Genomic DNA, 14,305 nt, shown 5'->3' with positions numbered 1-14,305 from the left:
ATAAATAAGGTTGTGTAGACGAATTACATCATGCCGCCCATCAACAGAATAAACGTGCATTACGTGAAAACAGCGATATAACTGGTATTTTCGGTATTAAAGAGTGTGCCATTTTCGCAATATGTGCAGCATTATACCTACCTTTATGGGCTTTTTATGGGCAAATTATGGGCAAGTGGATTTGAGCCTCTAATATTAAGGAGGCTGATTATTATGAAATTAGAAGATGTAACCGTGGGAGTCCGTGTCCGAATCACGGAAGTTCACTGGCAAGGTCGTACCGGCATCGTGTTGGCAGTCGGCGCTAAAACTATCCTAATCGACATTGGAGAGCCGCTGCTGGTCAATGAGATGCCAGATGACCTGGAGCCGGCACCGGAGGATCTGCTACTGAAGGATGGGAAGAAGTAGATATCTAAACGCAAAAAAAATCCCCTGTTAGCCATTACGGCCAGCAGGGGCTTGCTTATTACAGATTTGCCCGTAAAGCCTCGCCAAGATCAGCAGTGTATCGAGTGAGCCTTAAGCTGATCTCAGTACGCATTACGTCACGAGTCATGTCAAAACGCTCCTGGTACCCACGAAAGTAGATTGTACTGTATGTGATGAAATCATCCTGAGTACCCTCCACGACTTTAATGTTCCGTTGCTTCAGCGCTTGCCGCAGCTGGTAAACATCCTGTACAACCCGTTTTTGTACATAACGGCCAGCCAATAGGTATGAATCTGCTGAGTACGTTATTCGAGTGCTGGATTTCCCGCATACTCTTGCTGACCATCGTATCTATGTAAGGGAGCAGTATTAAGTCCCTGACCATTTCCCTCTCGTCATTCGTGAGCATCTTTTCGCCAGTGTTCACGCTCATATCTATCGCCTCCTGGCTCTAGTATATGAGAACACTCGTTCTTTTATCCACAAGAAAAAAGCCCCAGCATTGGCAGAAGCTCCTCTATTTTGAAAGCTGAACACGAAATTCAAACCGTTCCCGAACGAACCGCGCACCAGCTATCTTAATTGATTCAGGCGTGTATCTCTCTACTATGCCACCATCGGGTCCGGATCTTCCCGGTAACCTGACAGACACCTTTGATTGGGCTAAGGCAGCAGTCAGGAAGTCTGTATCGCTCTCTAGGACTTTGTATGTAGTCCTCGAATAGTCCGCACTATAATAAAATCAAATGAAAACTCCGTATAAAACCCGCTGTAATTAGTTTGATAGATTAATCAATCACAAAGATTTTTCAAGTGATTGAATCATCTTCTACTGATTACAGCGGCCTTGGATATCATAGGACGATGGTATTTTCCATTTTTCGCATAACATTCGTTCATAGTCACGACAATATATTATAAAAACTCTTTTTTAAAAAAATCATTAGTTACCCTTTTTCAATCGCTGCGGTTCTTTAGGATCTAGTTGTGTCCAGTCTGATGCATCTCTGTCTGTGAAAATGTATTTTGTATTAGGGTCATCAGCAAATATTACATATACAGGGAATTTCGGCATAGAACTTAACTTAGCTTTAACACTCACTATATCAGATTCAGAGTATCCCTCTACAGTAATTAAATATGCTTTTAGGCTTTTTTCAAGTGAATTATATTTAAACTGGAGTGCTGCATAAATCCCAATTACGAGCAAAATGATAATTGATGCTGCGATAATCACAAATTTTCTAATTTTAAAACCACCTCCTGTAGTAATAGCTAGAAAACAAATAAAAAGCTTTCCATATACATCTTAACAATAAACCTAATATAACATTTTCTTCAAAGAAACTTAACTAAAAAATTCCCAAATAGAGTAATTATCACCCCCTGCAAAAAAAACAGGGGGTGCCTCGACTGTCTAAAAACACCTTAATTACTAACCTATTAAACAGCAGTAAATGAAGTCATATAAATTACGAAAGGTGAGTTTATAACCATTGATGGAGTAACAAATCCCCTAAGATCGGGGGTATTATTAACGTTCATCAAGTCTATTCCTTCACCATTATAAAATGCTTGCCAAACAAATTTAGAGCAATAATTAGGGGAAATGGTTCCTAGTTTTGAAAAAGGATCTATAGAGTATTCTTTAACATATTGGAAATTCCAAGTAGCCCATTTAGCAGCACTTACACCCATTCCATTTGTAGGCCGATAGACTTTTATTGTTTCTCCCGCACCATGCCTATTCATGTAACCCGTCATATTATCTACTGTTCCACCATTAACAGGTAATGTCACATGAACAACCTTGAAGTTTGAATTTACAATTCCTGTATGCCCTACTATTTGAGAACTTGACCCTAGAGTTTTTGTGGAATAAAGAATATCTCCAATCCGCATCTGAACGTTAGTACCCGGATATGTAGGACCGATTTCTGCAAATGGCAGAATTAACCCTTCGTCACTGTAAGTATTTGTTGTTACAGTAGCCTGATCAGCCTGATCAGTGATAAGACTTTCTTGAATATCAATCGTATTCGCGCTGGCATCAGTTAGTCCACCTGGCATGAAACCTACTATCACAAAAATAAATGATAAAATAAGAATACTTCGCAATAATATTTTTTTCATTTTCTTCCTCCTTATATTTTATAATATTAATTTTTGTACAAAATGGATATTTTTTCAATGAGTCTTCAGCCTTATATTTTCCTCTAAATTTCCATATATAGAAATAATACTGTTTTCTTTATTTTTTTGAAATACAATATATGAAATACCATCTTTAGCTTATTTACAAGGTTTGTGATTGGTTTGGTGTTTGAGTTTGTAATATATTAATTACTATTAGTGTTTTAGATTTATTAGTTACTCATCCCTGAACTACGAACAAACAGTCTGTTTTTCGACAAAAATTCACAATTCAATTGAGGGTTATTGAGGAAATATGTGGATTTTAGTTGAGGATATGAACTCTATATCACTCTTTGTTAAATACATATATAGTAAAATTCATCCAATTCTGATAAACTGACTATACTTATTGGAATGGAGGATGTAAAATGCTTGCCCAGCGTATTGGCTTGAGAGTAATAATGAGCGGATTGCTAGTGCTGTTTATCCTAACTGCATGTGGTAATAACCAGTCTAAGGTGGACGATGATAAATCCACTATAATGGCTGAAGTCGAATTTTTATTGAAAATGAAAACTCTTGATCAACCGAAAGACGAATCTTCAATTAAATTCATTCGTGATATGTCTGAGTTTTTAGAAAACGAAAATGAGAAGGAGTCGTTTCTTGAAATAGCTGACTTACTGGAACAAGAAGATTACGATCAAGTGGAAAAGATTTTCAAAGAATTAGGCGGAGAACTTATCGTTCCCTCTGCTACACCTTCTGAAGATGAAGTTTCATCAGCAAAAGCCGACCAAAAGTTTGCTTCTTTATCCCTCGAGGCTGCTGAACTTTACATCGACGCTACTGTAGATCTAAAAAAAAGACATTTTAACAGAGATTTCAGATTTGATTCGTAAAAACACAGTATTTATCCAAGAAGAAAATCAAGAAATGTTTAATAAACTAGCAAACTATATAGAAAATAATGAAAGAAGTTCTGCTGAATCGGCATTCACTGATCTTCAAGAAAAATACAAAGAATAAACAAAAAAAGCCCTACAGACCATCACGGCCTGCAGGGCTTTTCATAACTCTTGGGAATTTACTCCTTACTTTTTGGCAACAGTAAACGTCAGCCAAGCAAGCTCTGATGTTGTCAGCGTCTTATTGTCGATCTTGTTCAACCAAGCCGTATCCTTAATCGTACCTGCATCCAGTAGTGCCTTAACTTGAGCACGCAGTGTATTCCATTGATAGCTTGTTAATTCCAAAGTGTCGTCCTCCTTGATGGCCTTTGCGGCCTTAGTGAATAATTCCAGTTCCTCCTGGCGACGGCGTGCAAGCCCGGCCAGAAGCTGGATCCGAAACTGATTACCGAACTTCAGGAGTATAAGGAGCTGCAGGATATTCAGAAGTCATAAAAGTCATAAAATCCAGAATAATGAGGGTTTTGTGTTTGCCAAAACAAAGAAAAATGCAGGCTACCCAGAGTACATCAAAACAATTGAAAATCGGATGACCAGATTATTAAAACTCGCTGGATTGAACGAATCTCTGACTCCACACAGTTTGAGGCATACCCATGTATCCCTGTTGACGGAAGCTGGGGCTGAACTGCAAGAGATCATGGGCCGTCTTGGACACAGAGATGATGATACCACACGCTATGTGTACACTCATGTAACCAAGCCAAAAAAGAAAGAGGCCTCCCAGAGGTTTAGTAGCCTCATGGAAAGCCTCGACTCATAAAAATTTTTATGGGCAAATTATGGGCAAGCGCTCCAATTCACCCCGAAAGTCATTGATACTACAGGCTTTTTGGCCTGTATTACATCATGCCGCCCATACCGCCCATGCCGCCCATATCTGGCATTCCGCCGCCTTTTTCAGGCTCCGGTTTGTCAGCGATGACAGCTTCGGTGGTCAGGAACATTGCAGCTACGGATGCTGCATTTTGCAGCGCGTAACGAGTTACTTTGGCAGGGTCAACGATCCCTGCTTCGAACATGTTCACCCACTCATCGGTAGCAGCGTTGTAGCCGATGCCGATAGCTTCTTTTTTCAGACGGTCCACGATTACGGAACCTTCTTGACCAGCGTTTGCTGCGATTGTGCGGACAGGCTCTTCCAGAGCGCGCAGTACAATGTTCACGCCTGTTTTTTCGTCGCCTACTGCATTTACAGCAGCTACAGCAGCATATACGTTCACTAGAGCAGTACCCCCACCGGATACGATACCTTCTTCAACCGCAGCGCGGGTTGCGTTCAGGGCATCTTCGATGCGAAGCTTGCGTTCTTTAAGTTCTGTTTCAGTTGCAGCGCCTACTTTAACAACGGCTACGCCGCCGGCCAATTTAGCCAGACGCTCCTGCAGTTTTTCCTTGTCGAACTCGGAAGTGGTTTCTTCCAGCTGGGAACGGATTTGGCTTACGCGTGCATTGATGTCCGCTTTGTCGCCGCTTCCGTCTACGATTGTAGTATTTTCTTTGGTTACGCGCACTTGACGTGCGTTACCCAGTTGTTCGATAGAAGTGCTTTTCAGATCCAGTCCAAGCTTCTCGGTGATCACTTGGCCGCCAGTCAGGGCAGCGATGTCCTGCAGCATAGCTTCGCGGCGGTCGCCAAAGCCAGGAGCTTTAACAGCAACAGCGTTGAATGTTCCGCGCAGTTTGTTCACGATCAGCATCGCTTGTGCTTCGCCTTCGATATCTTCAGCGATGATTACAAGTGGACGCGCCTGTTGTACGATCTTCTCAAGCAGCGGAAGAATTTCTTGCGTGCTGCTGATTTTTTTGTCGGTGATCAGGATGTACGGGTTCTCCAAAACAGCTTCCATTTTGTCCGTATCAGTGATCATATAAGGGGAAATATAGCCGCGGTCGAACTGCATGCCTTCAACCACTTCAAGCTCAGTCAGGAATCCACGGGATTCTTCAACGGTGATTACGCCGTCTTTGCCGACTTTTTCCATAGCTTCAGCAATCAGTTGGCCCACTTCATCGTCAGCAGCGGAGATAGCAGCTACTTGAGCGATAGCCTGGGAATCTTCGATCGGTTTAGCAATATTCTTCAGTTCAGCAACAGCTGCTTTAACCGCTTTGTCGATCCCTTTGCGGATAACCATCGGGTTAGCGCCTGCAGTTACGTTCTTCAGGCCTTCACGGATCATGGCTTGTGCCAGAACAGTTGCAGTTGTAGTACCGTCACCAGCTACATCGTTGGTTTTGGTTGCAACTTCTTTAACGAGCTGCGCGCCCATGTTCTCGAATGCATCTTCAAGCTCGATTTCTTTGGCGATGGTAACACCGTCATTGGTGATCAGCGGGCTGCCGAATTTCTTCTCAAGCACCACGTTGCGGCCTTTAGGTCCGAGTGTAACTTTTACCGCATTTGCCAAAGCATCAACACCGCGCAACATCGAGCGGCGGGCGTCTTCACTGAATTTAATTTCTTTTGCCATTGTGTAATTAACCTCCTAAAAGTTATGTGAGCGTTACTTCTTGAATCGGTATCGTGCAAAACTGGCGTTTGAAAGCATCGCTTAGTTTTGTATAAGTAATTTAGCTATAACTTATGAACGGTCTTCTTAGTCAAGAATCGCGTGAATGTCGCTTTCTTTCATAATCAAATATTCTTTACCTTCGTATTTGATTTCAGTTCCGGCATATTTCGAGAAAATCACGCGGTCGCCTTCTTTAACTTCGAGTGGTACACGCACTCCGTCTTTCAATACACCGCTGCCTACAGCGATAATTTTACCCTCTTGCGGTTTCTCCTTAGAGGAGTCCGGAAGCACAATCCCGAAAGAAGTGGTTTCCTCTTGCTCGCTTGGTTCTACCAATACGCGTTCACCTAGTGGTTTGATCATGAAAAATAGCCTCCTTTGAAATTATGTTGTTTACCTTGAAAACATAGATAGGGTACCGTTGAATCCCAAGGATTCATGCGGCAGTTATGAAAATATCGTCTTAAGCGCAGCTTTTAAGCGCTAATCCCATATTTTCGAGCAGCATTAGCACTCAACCCTCTGTAGTGCTAACAACAATTTTTATGATACTCAACTTGAGGACGGATTTCAAGTCCTTTTACGTAAATTGTGATCTGTTTTTGGGAAAAATATGGTTTCGGAGGTTGTCCGACACATACTCTCTACATTCTATCCAGCAGAAAATAAAATATGCTGCGGATTGCCAGGGCAACGAACGTTTCTCCGCCATTTGGATGCCGGGCCTCGCCAATCTGCTGTTAGTATGCAGTTTCAATTGGATATGCACTAGTGTCCCGCTGGCAGAACCCAGCCCCAACTGCAGCAGCCGGCCACAGCCCCAGAGCAGCCCTGCGGGAGTCTTCTCCCTGCCGGGCCTACTCTTTCCTGACGTAGCGCGCCTCCCGCTCGTTGTCCATAGCCAGCTGCTTGCGGTAAACGAATGCAGACAGAAACACGCTGAACTCATACAGGACCAGCAAGGGAATCGTCACCAAAAAGTCCGAGATGAAATCGGGTGGTGTGATGACCACTGCGATGAAGACGAGCGCAAAATAGGCGTATCTCCGCATCTTACGCAGCCGCAGCGGGTTGAGAATTCTCAGCTTCGTCAGGAACATAACAAGCAGCGGCAGCTCAAAGAGCAGAGCCAGCGGAATCACCAGGCTGAACATAAAGCTGAAGTACTGTGCGATTCCGTAGGTTTCTTCCAGTCCCATGCTGCGGGTGATCGAGATGGTAAACGACAGCGCCATCGGAAATACAATGTAATAGGCAAAGGCAATGCCCAGCAGGAAAAGGATAAACACATAGGGCACATACCGCAAAGCCGCACTCCGCTCCACTTGCCGCAGCCCGGGACTGATGAAAGCCCACAGCTGATAGACGATAAAAGGCAGGGATACCGTTAGCGAAACTGCCATGGCAATCTTCATGTACATGCCAATGCCATCCCAGAAAGAGAAGGCATGCAGCACAAAACCCTGGGCATGATCCGCATGGATCAGGTATAAATAGATCGGTTTGGCGACGAACAGTCCGCCTATGAGACCCACTACAAAAACAATCAGCACGTAGATAATCCGCCTACGCAGTTCGGTGAGATGTTCAACTACCGACATTTCTTCCGGTTCCAGAGTCATGACAGACACCACCCAATTGACATATGTATAGCATGATTAATGGCAGAAAAAAAGGGCGTCTTCCCAGTCTGAAACAGAACTGAGAGAAACGCCCCCGCGTAATGGATGGTATTACTCCGGCAGGCGTCTGTCCTGCGGGAGTTCTGTTGCTAATATGTGCGGGGCCGGCGGAACAGGAGCCTCACTCTTCTTGGCCGGCTCAGGTTCGCTGATAATTTCACGCGCCCCGTCCTTAAATTCGCGGAAGGTCCGCCCGACTGCCCGGCCAAGCTCAGGAAGCTTGTTGGGGCCAAAGAGCAATAGCGCTAAAATGACCAGTAAAATAATTCCGGGAGCACCAATACCGTTTAGCATAGTCATTCCTCCTTGTCACTTTGTCCGTTCATGATATTGTTAACAATAAATTAATAATACCATAACTTATGTCACACATCCATCTGTTATCCGGAGTGATTCCTGTGACATTACTGGAATTGACAAGTTTATTGACGGTACTGGCCGGTTACCATGAGCAGTGCTTCAGGAAGCTGATCCATTATCGCTGCCAGATTCTCATGGACACCCTTCGGTGTACCCGGCAAATTAACGATCAGCGTTCTCCCGCGAATGCCGCAAATGCCGCGGAACAGCATAACCGCGCGATTCTTCTGCATGACGGTACTGCGCATGGCCTCAGAGAGGCCGGGCACCTCCCGCTCAATCACACGCCGTGTAGCTTCCGGCGTAACATCACGAATCGCCAGATCAGTCCCTCCGGTAGTCAGCACCAGATCTGCCTGAAAATAATCCGTAAGTTCAATCAAAGCAGCAATGATCTCATCCTGCTCATCCGGCACGATACGGTACTCTATAATCTCACCGCCAAGCTCCTCTTCCACCAGCTCCCGAATAACCTGGGCGCTCGTGTCTTCCCGTTCGCCCCTGGCCCCTTTATCGCTGGCCGTCAGGATTGCTGTTTTCCACGCCATAGGTTGTCCCTCCCTCTCTATGTATTATGTATGGAAGGCCTGCAATGTGCTGCCTTCTCGCGCTTTCCGCCAAGAAGAACGGCTGCGCCGCCCTTTTTAGCAAATGCTTACGCCTGCGGGTGATACTGTGAATGTCACTCAGGTATCTGCTACTGAGCTAAGCCTATTGCCACTGCTATGCTTCCAGCGCGTAATCTCCGTTTTTCCCGCCGCTCTTGGATACCAGCATCGTCGGACCGATAATCATGTCCTTTTGCAGCGCCTTGCACATGTCATATACAGTCAGCGCCGCCGCAGAAACCGCAGTCAGCGCCTCCATCTCCACTCCGGTCTTTCCGGTCGTCTTGACGGTTGCTTCTATATAGAGTTCATCTTCGCTGTTATCCGAGAAGCTGATATCAACACCGGTAAGCGGCAGCGGGTGGCACATGGGTATCCAGCTGGAGGTGTTCTTCGCGGCCATAATTCCGGCAACCTGGGCAACAGCCATAACATCGCCTTTGCCGATCTTGCCCGCTTTAATGGCCGCAAGCGTGTTCGGGTCCATCTGCACCTTGCTCCGCGCGACAGCTGTCCGCTTGCTAATTTCCTTGTCGCTGACATCCACCATGCGCGCTCTGCCCTGCTCATTGAAATGGGTTAACTCCACAGCTCTCTCTCCTTCCGGCAATGAATAATGCCGTCTTCCGTAATCAGCATGTCCATATAGGCATCATGGTCATCCATCGGCACTTCCTGCACCAGCTGCAGTCCGTACGCCAGTCCGGCCCATACCGGCGGTCTGGCGGTTTCCGGAAGCTCCGCTTCCCAGGCTGCCCGCAAGCGGTCATAGTAGCCGCGCCCGTAACCGAGCCGTCCGCCCCGGGAGTCGAAGGCCAGCCCCGGCACGAATACCACATCCGGCACTCCCTCAGGGCACTGGAGCTCTATAGCGCCGGTAATCGGCTCTTGAATCCCGTAAGCTCCCGGCGCCAAATCCTCCCAGGAAGCTACCGCATGCAGGCTCATCCTTCCGCTGGCCTGAATTACCCGGGGCAGCAATACCTTACGCGCTTGCGCCCAAGCCGCGGTGATAAGCGGACGTGTATCCAGCTCCGAGCGGAACGAAACATAGGCCATGAATGAAGATGCTCCTTCCTGCCGGAGCCATTCTGATGCATGACTGCAGGCCAGAGAAGACCAGGACGTCCTCTGATCCAAGGACAGACTGTCACGGAGGGCGGCTTTCTCCGCGCGAAGCTCCCGCTTCCACTCAGCTAGCGGGAGCTTTTGGCCCGTCATAGGCAGCACCCTCCTCTTGTCCATATACCTAGCTTATCATAGTTTGTAAACTCAGTTTACCACTCTTCTCCCCGGTTCGCCAAGGTAGCTTGAATCACGTTGTTATACGAATCAATGCCTAACTATTTTTCGCCTCAGTACCCGGATTTACCCCTTGGACGCTGGGGTGCACCTCTCGCGCCGCAAACGCTTTTCATGTAAACTATAGAATAAGTATGTAATATGGCCGAAGCGTTCAAAGCCGAGGCGAAATAAGCAAGGGCGGAGGTTTCATCGGTATGCTTCTTCAAGCGACAGGAATTACGAAATCATATGGGATACAAAGCGTGCTGGACGGCATAAGTCTGCAAGTAAACGAGAAGGAAAGAGTGGGGCTCGTCGGCGTCAATGGCGCGGGCAAATCCACCTTTCTGCAGATTCTCGCGGGCGAGATGTCTTTTGACAGCGGGCAAATTCATAAATCCAAGGAAACTACAATCGGCTACCTGGCCCAGAACAGCGGCCTACAGTCGGACAAGACCATTCAGGAGGAAATGCTGGCTGTCTTTGCTCCGCTGATTGAAGCGGAAGCCGAACTTCGGCAGCTGGAAGCCAGTATCGCCGATCCCCGGCTCGCGGAGGATCCCAAGCGGTATGAGGACCTGCTGGAACGGTATGCCAAACGCTCGGATTGGTTCAAGGACCACGGCGGATATGAGATGAATACGCGGATTCGCAGCGTGCTTCATGGTATGGGCTTCGGTGAATTTGCACCGGAGACACCTATCGCGACGCTAAGCGGAGGGCAGAAGACGCGGCTGGCACTGGCCCGCATCCTGCTTCAGGCTCCCGATCTGCTCATGCTGGATGAGCCGACCAACCATCTGGATATCGAGACGCTCACCTGGCTGGAGGATTACCTGCGCGGCTATGCCGGCGGCATCCTGGTCGTCTCCCATGACCGGTATTTCCTCGACCGGCTGGTCACGACCATCGTTGAAATTGAACGGCATCAGTCCCGGAGATACACCGGGAACTACAGCCGCTACATGGAGCTGAAAGCTGCGGAATATGAAATCCGCATGAAGCAATATGAGAAGCAGCAGGATGAAATCTCGCGGATGGAGGATTTCGTGCAGCGTAATATCGTGCGCGCCTCCACCACCAAGCGTGCGCAGAGCCGCCGCAAAGCACTCGATAAAATGGACCGCCTCGACAAACCGCTGGGTGATCTCAAGAAGGCCAGCTTCTCCTTCGAGCCTGATTTCATGTCGGGCAAAGAGGTGCTGCAGCTCCGTGACGTCGCTGTGGCCTTCAGCGAAAAATCAGCACCGCTGTTTCAGCACGCTTCCTTCGAGCTGCGGCGCGGCGAAACTGCGGCGCTGATTGGCCCGAACGGGATCGGCAAATCCACGCTGCTGCAGTGCCTGACCGGCACGCGCGAACCTTCGGCCGGAACGGTCAACTGGGGAACAAAAGTGAAAATCGCGTACTACGACCAGGAACAGACCCGGCTGAATCCGCGCAATACGGTGCTGGAAGAGTTATGGAGCGAGTACCCGATGCTGGAAGAAGCGCGAATCCGCACTATCCTCGGCAACTTCCTGTTCAGCGGCGAGGATGTCCTGAAGAAAGTCGCTGCCCTCAGCGGCGGCGAAAAAGCACGGGTAGCACTCTCCAAGCTCATGCTGCGCGGTGCGAACATGCTCATTCTCGATGAGCCGACCAACCATTTGGATCTGGTGAGCCGTGAAGTACTGGAATCGGCGCTAATCGATTTCGAGGGAACGCTGCTTTTTATCTCCCATGACCGTTATTTTCTTAATAAAATGGCCGAGCGCGTTCTGGAGCTTCACCCCGGCGGCATCGACCAATATCTCGGAAATTATGACGACTATGTCGAGAAGAAAAAGGAGCTTGAAGACATCGCACTGGAGGAAGCAGAACTTGCCTCTGCCAAAGCGTCCCGGAATGCTGACATCGAAGCTTCAGCAGCGGAAAAAGGCACCGCTTCTTCCTATGAAGCCGACAAACAGGCCAAACGCGAGGAACGCAACCGCCAGCGGCGGATTTCCGAGCTGGAAGAGAACATTGCCCGGCTTGAGGAAGACATCGCCCGTATCGAAAATGAAATGACCAAACCTGAAGTTTATCAGGACTATATGGCGCTTCAAGAACATGAAAGCGACCTGAAGAGCAAGAAAGTGAATCTTACAGAATTATTTAGCGAATGGGAAAACCTTGCTGACGAATAATGTAAATACGTTAAATAAATATTTTTTAAGTGTTTCTGATTTGTTCAAAAATACTTATCCACAAGCTCATCCACAGATTTCGTGTATAACTCACGCTTCAAAAAGGCCCTTGGGGCCTTTTTTTAGGCGTAAAATCGCTATTTTCGTTGTCAAGGACTTTTTATCCACCGAATTATCCACATTATCCACAATTTCCACAAGAAATGTCCTCTGGAGAAATCAGCATTTCGAGGCTTCAAAAAAAGGGCGTTATTGCTGATTTTACACGGTTTTTACACAACTCAGACAGAATATGTGGATAACGTTGTCCACATCTTGACAAAAGATGCATTCGCTAATTTTCTACCTTTTTCGTCAAAAAAAGTAGAGGTGCTCCAGCAGTAATAAAGCCCTCATCCTGCTGTGCACAGGATGAGGGCTTTTCCATGTACTCCTCAGCCAGAAAACTCAACGGCCTGAGGAGGATTCTTCGCGCTTCTTTAGGATTCCGCGGCCTGAAATTCCGCTGCCACCGGATCAGCCTCTTCCCCGGCAGACAGCAGCGCCGAATTGCATGCAGCAATGTAGGCAATCCCCGCTGCCATTACAATATCCTGATGGATCGCTGTCCCCCGGAATTTGCAGCCTGCCCATTCCACCATTACAGCAGCCTCAGCCTGAGCATTCTCACCGCTGCCGAGCGAATGCAGCTCCAGACCGTCAAAGCGGATCTCTTCAGTGATGCCTTGGGCGATCGCTGCAATGACTGCCTCCAGCGGACCGTTGCCGGTGCTGGTATGCGAGGTCTCCTTGCCGCTTTTCAGGTGATGCACCGTAACGGCAGCTACACGGCGCGGCGCACTGCCGGCCAGCACCTGAACCTCGCCCAGCCCGTAGACCTGCGCCTGCTGCCCTGTTGTGCTGCTGACCATCCGCAGCAGTTCGTCGTCGCTGACAGCCTTTTGACGGTCAGCGGTCTCCTTGAACGATTCGTAGAGCGTATCAAGCTCTGCCGAATCCAGGGCAATACCGTACTTCGCTGCCCGGTCCTTCAGCGCATGTCTGCCGGAATGCTTACCCAGAATGATCATGCTGCGCGGAATGCCCAGCCGTTCAGGGTCCATGATCTCATAGGTGCTGCGGTCCTTCAGCAGGCCGTCCTGATGAATCCCCGATTCATGCTGGAAGGCGTTTCTGCCGACAACCGGCTTGTTGTAGGCAATCGGAAAATGCATCGCCCCGCTGATGATCCGCGAAGTATCGTACAGCTTTTCGAGGACGATTCCCGTCTCTGCGCCAAGGACGTCCCCGCGGGTTTCCAGAGCCATAACCAACTCCTCCAATGCACAGTTGCCTGTACGTTCACCGACGCCGTTGACCGTGACCTCGATTTGGGTCGCACCGCCCGCAATCGCTGCCAGGCTGTTCGCTACAGCAAGGCCTAAATCGTTGTGGCAATGGGCACTGTAGCTCACGTTCCCGCCGCCTCTGGCACCCAGCCGCACCCGGCGGAACATCTCTCCGTATTCCTGCGGCAGCGCATAGCCGACTGTATCCGGAAGATTAATAATAGTCGCCCCCTCTTCAATGACCGCTTCCACCATCTCGATCAGATCATCGATCCCCGTCCGGGCGGCATCCATGGCGGTAAATTCCACGACATCGCAGAACTGGCGGGCATAGGCTGTCATTTCGCGGGCGGCAGCAACCACCTCGGGTCTGCTTTTACGCAGCTGATGGCGCAGGTGAATGTCGGAAGAGGAGATGAACAGGTGAATCCGCCGGCGCTGCGCGTCCCGGGTTGCCCGGACTGCGGCATCAATGTCACCTTTGACCGCGCGGGCGAAGCCGCAAATCTCTACGCCCTCCACCTTGCGGGAAATCGTCTCCACCGCTGCAAAATCACCCGGACTCGAGACCGGGAAACCCGGCTCCAGCACATCGACACCCAGTTCAGCGAGCTTGTAGGCCAATATTATCTTTTGCTCGGGAGTCAGGCTCGCACCGGGGGCCTGCTCACCGTCTCGCAGCGTCGTGTCAAAAATCTGTATACGTTTCTTCACCGGAATAATCATGGAATAACCTCCTGAAAGTGGGTTGATTGACCGCATCCCCTTAGTGTGAGTATGCATTTTGCTGAGTTGGTCAGCGTGGTGGTCTGA

At 48.4% G+C, this 14,305-nt stretch carries 18 protein-coding genes; 5 read left to right on the top strand and 13 right to left on the bottom strand.

Going from position 1 to position 14,305, the window contains the following annotated elements; all coding sequences use genetic code 11:
• The first annotated feature begins 213 nt into the window (after positions 1 to 213).
• Positions 214 to 411 (top strand): hypothetical protein, encoded by a 198-nt coding sequence (locus AC3WT9_RS26480; RefSeq protein WP_341090164.1) that lies wholly within the window; start codon positions 214 to 216, stop codon positions 409 to 411.
• 58 nt (positions 412 to 469) lie between these two features.
• Here the strand turns inward: AC3WT9_RS26480 and AC3WT9_RS26475 are convergent, their stop codons facing one another.
• The 4 genes from AC3WT9_RS26475 to AC3WT9_RS26460 all read right to left on the bottom strand — a co-directional run bounded on the left by AC3WT9_RS26475 (position 470) and on the right by AC3WT9_RS26460 (position 2,566).
• Entirely contained in the window at positions 470 to 715 is a 246-nt protein-coding gene (locus tag AC3WT9_RS26475; RefSeq protein ID WP_492408153.1) for a YhjD family protein, read from the bottom strand.
• On the bottom strand, positions 636 to 866 hold the full coding sequence (locus AC3WT9_RS26470) for a YhjD family protein (RefSeq protein WP_341377468.1): 231 nt from the start codon (positions 864 to 866) through the stop codon (positions 636 to 638). Before AC3WT9_RS26470 ends, AC3WT9_RS26475 begins: the two co-directional genes overlap by 80 nt.
• A 510-nt stretch (positions 867 to 1,376) precedes the next feature.
• A complete protein-coding gene (locus AC3WT9_RS26465; RefSeq protein ID WP_341377466.1) occupies positions 1,377 to 1,670 on the bottom strand; it encodes a DUF3139 domain-containing protein in 294 nt (97 codons plus the stop codon).
• A gap of 206 nt (positions 1,671 to 1,876) precedes the next feature.
• Positions 1,877 to 2,566 (bottom strand): hypothetical protein, encoded by a 690-nt coding sequence (locus AC3WT9_RS26460; RefSeq protein WP_341377465.1) that lies wholly within the window; start codon positions 2,564 to 2,566, stop codon positions 1,877 to 1,879.
• Between the two features lie 431 nt (positions 2,567 to 2,997).
• Here AC3WT9_RS26460 and AC3WT9_RS26455 point away from each other — a divergent pair, with 431 nt between their 5' ends.
• Together AC3WT9_RS26455 and AC3WT9_RS26450 are read left to right on the top strand one after the other, a co-directional pair.
• Positions 2,998 to 3,471: a hypothetical protein gene (locus AC3WT9_RS26455; protein WP_341377464.1), complete on the top strand. Its 474-nt coding sequence runs from the start codon at positions 2,998 to 3,000 to the stop codon at positions 3,469 to 3,471.
• Complete coding sequence (locus AC3WT9_RS26450; RefSeq protein WP_341377463.1) at positions 3,461 to 3,598, top strand: hypothetical protein; 138 nt, start codon at positions 3,461 to 3,463, stop codon at positions 3,596 to 3,598. The genes AC3WT9_RS26455 and AC3WT9_RS26450 overlap by 11 nt, the downstream gene beginning before the upstream one ends.
• Before the next feature lie 65 nt (positions 3,599 to 3,663).
• On the opposite strand, the gene AC3WT9_RS26445 is transcribed toward AC3WT9_RS26450, so the two are convergent.
• Complete coding sequence (locus AC3WT9_RS26445) at positions 3,664 to 3,825, bottom strand: hypothetical protein (protein ID WP_341377462.1); 162 nt, start codon at positions 3,823 to 3,825, stop codon at positions 3,664 to 3,666.
• Between the two features lie 181 nt (positions 3,826 to 4,006).
• On the opposite strand from AC3WT9_RS26445, the gene AC3WT9_RS26440 reads away from it, so the two are divergent.
• Entirely contained in the window at positions 4,007 to 4,303 is a 297-nt protein-coding gene (locus AC3WT9_RS26440) for a tyrosine-type recombinase/integrase (RefSeq protein WP_341377461.1), read from the top strand.
• Between the two features lie 79 nt (positions 4,304 to 4,382).
• Here AC3WT9_RS26440 and groL read toward each other — a convergent pair whose 3' ends face one another.
• The 7 genes from groL to AC3WT9_RS26405 all read right to left on the bottom strand — a co-directional run bounded on the left by groL (position 4,383) and on the right by AC3WT9_RS26405 (position 9,930).
• Positions 4,383 to 6,014 carry a chaperonin GroEL gene (gene groL, locus AC3WT9_RS26435; RefSeq protein ID WP_341090158.1) on the bottom strand — a complete coding sequence of 544 codons (1,632 nt, stop codon included), beginning with the start codon at positions 6,012 to 6,014 and terminating at the stop codon, positions 4,383 to 4,385.
• 126 nt (positions 6,015 to 6,140) lie between these two features.
• Positions 6,141 to 6,422, bottom strand: a complete 282-nt coding sequence (gene groES / locus AC3WT9_RS26430) for a co-chaperone GroES (RefSeq protein WP_038586703.1) — start codon at positions 6,420 to 6,422, stop codon at positions 6,141 to 6,143.
• Positions 6,423 to 6,916: 494 nt separating this feature from the next.
• A complete protein-coding gene (gene tatC, locus AC3WT9_RS26425) occupies positions 6,917 to 7,681 on the bottom strand; it encodes a twin-arginine translocase subunit TatC (RefSeq protein ID WP_341090155.1) in 765 nt (254 codons plus the stop codon).
• A gap of 111 nt (positions 7,682 to 7,792) precedes the next feature.
• Positions 7,793 to 8,035, bottom strand: coding sequence for a twin-arginine translocase TatA/TatE family subunit (gene tatA, locus AC3WT9_RS26420; RefSeq protein ID WP_038586698.1), 243 nt, complete (start codon positions 8,033 to 8,035; stop codon positions 7,793 to 7,795).
• Positions 8,036 to 8,163: 128 nt separating this feature from the next.
• A complete protein-coding gene (locus AC3WT9_RS26415; RefSeq protein WP_038586695.1) occupies positions 8,164 to 8,649 on the bottom strand; it encodes a MogA/MoaB family molybdenum cofactor biosynthesis protein in 486 nt (161 codons plus the stop codon).
• A 175-nt stretch (positions 8,650 to 8,824) separates the two neighbouring features.
• Positions 8,825 to 9,298: a cyclic pyranopterin monophosphate synthase MoaC gene (gene moaC / locus AC3WT9_RS26410; RefSeq protein WP_076113504.1), complete on the bottom strand. Its 474-nt coding sequence runs from the start codon at positions 9,296 to 9,298 to the stop codon at positions 8,825 to 8,827.
• Entirely contained in the window at positions 9,289 to 9,930 is a 642-nt protein-coding gene (locus AC3WT9_RS26405; RefSeq protein WP_341377460.1) for a 5-formyltetrahydrofolate cyclo-ligase, read from the bottom strand. The genes moaC and AC3WT9_RS26405 overlap by 10 nt, the downstream gene beginning before the upstream one ends.
• Positions 9,931 to 10,208: 278 nt before the next feature.
• Between AC3WT9_RS26405 and AC3WT9_RS26400 the strand changes: the two genes are divergently transcribed.
• Entirely contained in the window at positions 10,209 to 12,164 is a 1,956-nt protein-coding gene (locus AC3WT9_RS26400) for an ABC-F family ATP-binding cassette domain-containing protein (protein ID WP_341377459.1), read from the top strand.
• 479 nt (positions 12,165 to 12,643) lie between these two features.
• On the opposite strand, the gene AC3WT9_RS26395 is transcribed toward AC3WT9_RS26400, so the two are convergent.
• Positions 12,644 to 14,218 (bottom strand): 2-isopropylmalate synthase, encoded by a 1,575-nt coding sequence (locus AC3WT9_RS26395; protein WP_341090150.1) that lies wholly within the window; start codon positions 14,216 to 14,218, stop codon positions 12,644 to 12,646.
• Between the last annotated feature and the right edge of the window lie 87 nt (positions 14,219 to 14,305).

This window comes from Paenibacillus sp. EB106-06-01-XG199 (assembly GCF_058791575.1).
The sequence above is the reverse complement of the archived record's forward strand: the minus strand, read 5'-3'. Positions and strand labels throughout refer to the sequence as shown.